6 protein-coding genes are annotated in these 5,281 nt (G+C 68.5%); all 6 read left to right on the forward strand.

The window, feature by feature from the left end:
- On the forward strand, positions 1-1,069 hold a 1,069-nt coding region (locus tag I6U14_RS02865), incomplete at its 5' end, for an NADH-ubiquinone oxidoreductase-F iron-sulfur binding region domain-containing protein (protein ID WP_296896736.1).
- A gap of 22 nt (positions 1,070-1,091) precedes the next feature.
- Positions 1,092-1,862 (forward strand): 2Fe-2S iron-sulfur cluster-binding protein, encoded by a 771-nt coding sequence (locus I6U14_RS02870; protein WP_296896738.1) that lies wholly within the window; start codon positions 1,092-1,094, stop codon positions 1,860-1,862.
- Positions 1,859-2,422, forward strand: a complete 564-nt coding sequence (locus I6U14_RS02875) for an NADP oxidoreductase (protein ID WP_296896740.1) — start codon at positions 1,859-1,861, stop codon at positions 2,420-2,422. Before I6U14_RS02870 ends, I6U14_RS02875 begins: the two co-directional genes overlap by 4 nt.
- 140 nt (positions 2,423-2,562) lie before the next feature.
- Complete coding sequence (locus tag I6U14_RS02880) at positions 2,563-4,104, forward strand: Ni/Fe hydrogenase subunit alpha (RefSeq protein ID WP_296896741.1); 1,542 nt, start codon at positions 2,563-2,565, stop codon at positions 4,102-4,104.
- Positions 4,101-4,709: a hydrogenase maturation protease gene (locus tag I6U14_RS02885; protein WP_296896743.1), complete on the forward strand. Its 609-nt coding sequence runs from the start codon at positions 4,101-4,103 to the stop codon at positions 4,707-4,709. The genes I6U14_RS02880 and I6U14_RS02885 overlap by 4 nt, the downstream gene beginning before the upstream one ends.
- 147 nt (positions 4,710-4,856) lie before the next feature.
- Positions 4,857-5,189, forward strand: coding sequence for a potassium channel family protein (locus I6U14_RS02890; protein WP_296896745.1), 333 nt, complete (start codon positions 4,857-4,859; stop codon positions 5,187-5,189).
- Positions 5,190-5,281 lie beyond the last annotated feature (92 nt).

The raw sequence follows: 5,281 nt of genomic DNA on the forward strand, positions 1-5,281 counted from the left end.
CGGCACCTTCAAGGACCGGGGGGTGGTGGATGCCGGGGCGGACCAGGGTTTCGAGGGCATGACCATTGCCGCCGGCATCGTCGGTGCCCGTACGGGCTTTCTGTACCTGCGCGGCGAGTACCGCTGCCTGCTGGACCACCTGGAGGCGGTGCTCGCCCGCCGCCGGGCGCGGGGGCTGCTCGGCGCCGGCATCGGCGCGGAGGAGGGCCCGGGCGGCGGCTTCGACTTCGACATCCGGATTCATCTCGGCGCCGGCGCCTACATCTGCGGCGAAGAGTCAGCGCTCATCGAATCCCTCGAGGGCAAGCGCGGCATCACCCGCAAGCGCCCGCCCTTCCCGGTGACGGAAGGCTACCTGGACCGGCCCACGGTGGTGAACAACGTGGAGACCTTCCTCGCCGCCGCTCGTGTTGCCGAGCACGGCGGCTACTGGTTCCGCAGCGAGGGCACTGACCGTTCTGCCGGCAGCAAGATCCTGAGTGTGAGCGGCGACTGCGCGCGCCCCGGTATCTACGAGGTGCCCTTTGGCACCTCCGTCGCCGAGGTGCTGGCTGACTGCGGCGCCGAGCAGACCCAGTGTGTCCAGGTTTCGGGCGCCGCGGGGGTCACCCTGACCTCCGACGAATTCCAGCGCGTGCTCGCCTTCGAGGACCTGCCGACGGCCGGCTCCTTCATGGTCTTCGACCAGCGTCGCGACCTTCTGGACATGGTGCAGAACTTCGCCGGCTTCTTCGCACATGAGAGCTGCGGCTTCTGCACGCCTTGCCGCGTCGGCGGCCGCCTGGTGCTGGACTTGGTCAACAAAGTGGCGGCGGGCGCGGCGGGCCGACACGATCTGGACGAGCTCAGGGACATCGCCCAGGTGATGCGACGGGCGAGCCACTGCGGGCTCGGGCACACCGCGGCCAACCATGTGCTGAACACCCTGGACAAATTCCCGCACATCTATCGGGACCGGCTGCGGCGGACGGACTATACGCCGTCCTTCGACCTGGATGCGGCGCTCGCCGAGGCGCGTGCATTGACCCACCGCGACGACGCCGAGGCCCATGTGGCGGCAGACGCATGACGGGCGCACCGGAGCACTGGCGATGAGCAATGACGAACAGAGTCAATCCACCTTTACCCTGGACGGCCGCCGCATCCCCTTCACACCGGGGCAGACCATCATGGATGCGGCGCTGGCGGCGGGGGTCTACATCCCACACCTGTGCCACAAGCCGGGCTATGCGCCGCACGGCAGCTGCCGGGTCTGCGTGGTGCGGGCCGACGGCCGGGAGCTGTCCGCCTGCACCGCACCGGCGGCGGCGGACATGAGCGTCGAGAGCGAAGTGCCGGATATCCGCGCCCTTCGCGTCGCCGTGCTGCAGATGCTGTTTGCGGAGGGCAACCATGTCTGCCCTGCCTGCGAGGCCTCCGGCAACTGCACCCTGCAGGCGGTGGCCTACCACTGCGGCATGCTCACGCCGCGCTTCCCGCAGCGTTTTCCACGGCGGGCGGTGGATGCCTCCCACCCGGATGTCATCCTGGACCACAACCGCTGCATCCTCTGCGAGCTTTGCGTGCGTGCGAGCCGGGACCACGACGGCAAGGCCGTCTTCGCCGTGAGCGGCCGCGGCATTGGCAGCCGGCTCATCGTGGATGCGCCGAGCGGGCGGCTGGGTGATACGGACTTCAGCGCCGAGGATGCTGCGGCCCACGTCTGTCCCGTCGGTGCCATCCTGCCGCGGGATGAGGCGTTCCGAACGCCCATTGGGCGGCGGCGGTTCGATGTGGCGCCCGTGAGTCGGGTGGGGGACGTTGCCCCCGACCCGGACGCGGAGGCGCCGGTCCCAGACACCGCAACGGAGGTGATGGTGTGAACGCCCGCACCGAGTCCGCCGCAGGCAGCAAGGTCCGTGTCGCCACCGCGTCCCTGGCTGGCTGCTTCGGCTGTCACATGTCTCTGCTGGACATCGACGAGCGCATCCTGGAGCTGGTGGAGCTGGTCGAATTCGACCGCACGCCGCTCACGGACACCAAGACGTTCGGCCCCTGCGACCTCGGGCTCGTCGAGGGCGGCGTCGCCAATGCCGAGAATGTCGCGGTGCTCCGCGAGCTCCGCGCCAAGTGCAGGACACTGGTGGCCGTCGGTGCCTGCGCCGTCACCGGCGGCATCCCGGCCATGCGTAACAGCGTGCCGCTGGCGGAGTGCCTTGACGAGGCCTTTGTCCACGGCATGGGCCTCGCCAATCCGGGCGTGCCGGACGACCCGGAGCTGCCGCTCTTGCTCTCGCAGGTGCACCCGATTCACGAGGTGGTGCGGGTGGACTACTTCCTGCCCGGCTGCCCGCCGAGTGCCGATGCCATCTGGAGCCTGCTGACTGCAGTGCTGGAGGAGCGGCCGCTGCATCTGCCGTTACAGCAGCTGCACTATGACTGACTTTAGGACTGAGCTTGGAGTGGTGTGCACGCTTCGCCTTGCACGCCCGACGACCGCGGCGCGAACGGGCTGCCGGGATGTGCAAAGCGCCAGCGTGCGCATCTCGCCCGCTGACGGGCTCAATTGAGGAGCGCAAGCTGATGTCGATGCCACTCGAAACCGCAACCCACCCCGAGCGACTGCGCCGGGTCTGCATCGAGCCGCTGACGCGGGTGGAGGGCCACGGCAAGGTGACGCTGTTGCTGGACGACGCGGATCAGGTCCAGCAGGCGCGGCTGCACATCGTCGAGTTCCGCGGCTTCGAGCGCTTCATCCAGGGCCGGCCTTTCTGGGAGCTGCCGGTGACGGTGCAGCGCCTGTGCGGCATCTGCCCGGTGAGCCATCACCTGGCCGCAGCCAAGGCATGTGACCGTCTCGTGGGTGTCGCCGAGCTGAGTCCGACGGCGGAGAAGGTGCGCCGGCTCATGCACTTCGGCCAGGTGCTGCAGTCCCATGCGCTGCATTTCTTCCATCTGTCGTCACCGGACCTCTTGTTCGGCTTCGACGACGCGCCGGCGCATCGCAATATCGTCGGCGTCATCCAGGACGAGCCTGAGCTCGCCCGCCGCGGCGTGCTGTTGCGCCGCTACGGCCAGGAGGTCATCCGCGTCTGCGCCGGCAAGCGTATCCACGGCACAGGCGCGATTCCGGGCGGGGTGAATAAGGCGTTGGACAACGCCGATCGCGAGCTGCTGAGCGCCGACATCGCCCAGGTCATCGACTGGGCCGAGGAGGCGGTCGTATTGATGCAGCAGCTGTTCGAGGCCGGTGGTGATGCCTATCGCAGCTTCGGCGCCGTACCTGCCAACACCTTGAGCCTGGTACGACCCGACGGTGCGCTGGAGCTTTACGACGGGGGCCTGCGCGCGCGGGACCCGGACGGAGAGCCCATCTTCGACCATGCCTCCGACCAGGACTACAGCACCCTGCTCAACGAGCAGGTGAAGCCCTGGAGCTATATGAAATTCCCCTTCATCGCCGCACTCGGGGCGGAGGCCGGCTGGTATCGGGTCGGGCCGCTGGCCCGAGTCAACAATTGCGACTACATCGACACCCCGCGGGCCGAAGCGGCGCGGCGGGCGTTCGGGGCGGCAGGCGAGGGCAGACCGGTGCAGGCGGTGCTCGCCACCCATTGGGCGCGGCTCATCGAGCTGCTGCACTGCGCCGAGTCCATCGGCCGCCTGCTGGACGACACAGACATCGTCGGCAACGAGCTTCTGCGCGAGGGCGAATCAGGGCAGCTCGGCCGGCAACGCACAGGCATCGGCGTCATCGAGGCCCCCCGCGGCACCCTGTTCCACCACTACGAGATCGACCCCGATGGGCTGGTGACCCGTGCCAACCTGATCGTGTCCACCACCAACAACAACCAGGCCATGAATGAATCCATCCGCCGCGTTGCCCGCGACGAGCTGGACGGGTATGCGCTGACGGAAGGGCTTCTGAACCGCATCGAGGTGGCCATCCGTGCCTATGATCCCTGCCTCTCCTGCGCCACCCATGCCCTGGGGCAGATGCCGCTTGCGGTGACCCTCGCCCGCAGGGACGGCATAGTGCTGGACGTGCTGCGGCGCGATGCGGACGGCGCCGTTCGCCGCGGCGACGAGCCCATTTCGTCCACAACTGCCACGGCCCCGGCGTGAGCCTGCTGAGCCCGGAGCCTGCCACCGCTCGGGCGCAGGTGCTCGTCATCGGCGTGGGCAACCCGGACCGGGGCGACGATGCCATTGGCCCCCTGCTGCTGGATCGGCTGCGTGGCGCGCTGAGTCGGGAAGTGTCGGTGGGGCAGGTGGAGCTGCTCGACGCCTATCAACTCCAGCCGGAGCACGCGCTGGACCTGCGCGGGCGCCGGCGCAGCATTGTCGTCGATGCCGCAGCGACCGGCCCCGCGCCCTTCACCCATGTGCCTGTCGTGCCGGACACAGGGGCGGCCATCACTACCCACAGCCTGAGCCCGGGCGCCCTGGCCGCTGTGCACCAGCGCCTGTTCGGGGTCGCGCCGGTGCTGACGGCACTGGCCGTGCGCGGCGAGGACTTCGGCCTGGGCGTGCCGCTCAGCACCGCCGGCGCACAGCACCTGGAAGCGGCTTTGGCTTGGCTCGAGTCGCAGCTCCGCATGACCCGCGCTGGCGAAACGCTGGCAGCGGCGCATCGACCGTGCTCTGCGCGATTACGTACAAAACGCCTACTGATCTGCGACGGTTTGACAATCGCGGCGAAGAGAGACTATGACACCCGGCCGCGCTAGGGAGATGCTGAGCCAGGCCGTGCGACTCTTCGACGTGATACCCGCTCCGACACGACGGCAGCCTTGGGGGCTCGGCGTGCTTGAATTCAAGACCTGGCCCTAGCCGCCGGGCCCAGACCGCGAGATGTCTGACAGCAGGAGGAAACTATGGAAGTCGCGCTGAGCTTCCTGCGCCATTTCTCGCACGGCCTGGCCTACATCTCGCCCATTCTGCTCCTCCTGCTGCTTCTCATCTTGGCGGGCGCGTGGGTGTTTCACAGGATCGAGGGACGACCCTGGGGGGAGGCGGTCTACATGGCCTTCATCACGGCGATCACCATCGGCTATGGCGACATGACACCGCAGCGGCCGGTGACGCGGCTGACGGCGATTCTGCTGGGATTGGTCGGCGTCATCTTTACCGGGATCATCGTGTCCTTAGCGGTCTACGCTACGTCAGAGGCACTGATGTCGGCGGCGACGCTCCCGCCTGGGGTGTGACGGCGCCGCCGGCGCGGCGCTCGGCCCCCATGGTTGCTAAGGCGGCCAGGCGAACCATCAACGGCCCACGACACACGCCCCGACAAACGGGC

Source organism: Thiohalocapsa sp. (assembly GCF_019695415.1).
In the GTDB taxonomy this organism is placed as follows: Bacteria; Pseudomonadota; Gammaproteobacteria; order Chromatiales; family Chromatiaceae; genus Thiohalocapsa.